Raw genomic sequence first — 787 nt, 5'->3', positions numbered from 1 at the left:
GCACGGGGAAGCGTTCATGCGCGCGCGCTTCGAACAGTCGGCCGTGCGGCTGCTGAAGAATATGTTCCGGTTGGGCTTGTTCGAGAATCCATATTTGAACCCCGGCGAATCCGCGGCCCTCGTCGGCAATCTCGCCTTCATGGAGGCCGGCTTCCGGGCGCAGCTCAGATCGGTCGTGATGCTCAAGAACGAAGGCGCCCTGCCGCTTCCGAAACGGAAAACGGTGTACATTCCCAAGCGGAAGCTGCCGGCGGACACCGACTGGATGGGCAACCCGGTCCCGGCTTCGGAGACGTATCCGATGAACCTGGACATCGTCCGCAAATACTTCGACGTCACCGACCGGCCGGCGGACGCGGACTTCGCGCTCGTTTGCACCGAAAGCCCCCGTTCGACGAAAGGCTCCAGCAAGGCCGACGCGGAGGCCGGGGGCAACGGCTATATCCCGATCAGCTTGCAGTACCGGCCCTACACGGCGAAGCAGGCGCGGGAGACCAGTCTCGCTGGGGATCCGCGGGACGTGCTGAACCGCTCCTACAAAGGAAAGACGGCGGCCGTAGCGAACGAAGGCGATCTCGACGTGGTGCTGGAACCGAAGCGGCTCATGACCGGCAAGCCGGACGTCGTCTCCATCGCGCTGTCGAAACCCGCCGTCGCAGCCGAATTCGAGCCGTCGGCCGACGGCATCCTTGCGCACTTCGCCTGGCAGGTCCAGGCGATCCTCGGTATACTGTCGGGGGCGTTCGTGCCGCAGGCGTTGCTGACGTTCCAAATTCCCGCGGACATC

General features: G+C 64.3%; 1 protein-coding gene. It reads left to right on the top strand.

All coding sequences use genetic code 11. From position 1 onward, the window contains the following. Positions 1–16: 16 nt before the first annotated feature. A partial coding sequence (locus KVT38_RS33400; protein WP_254639753.1) for a glycoside hydrolase family 3 C-terminal domain-containing protein occupies positions 17–787 on the top strand: 771 nt, incomplete at its 3' end.

Origin of the sequence: Cohnella sp. GbtcB17 (assembly GCF_019091135.1) — a bacterium.
In the GTDB taxonomy this organism is placed as follows: domain Bacteria; phylum Bacillota; class Bacilli; order Paenibacillales; family Paenibacillaceae; genus Cohnella.
Note: the sequence above shows the minus strand (reverse complement) of the source record. Positions and strands in the feature narration are given on the sequence as shown.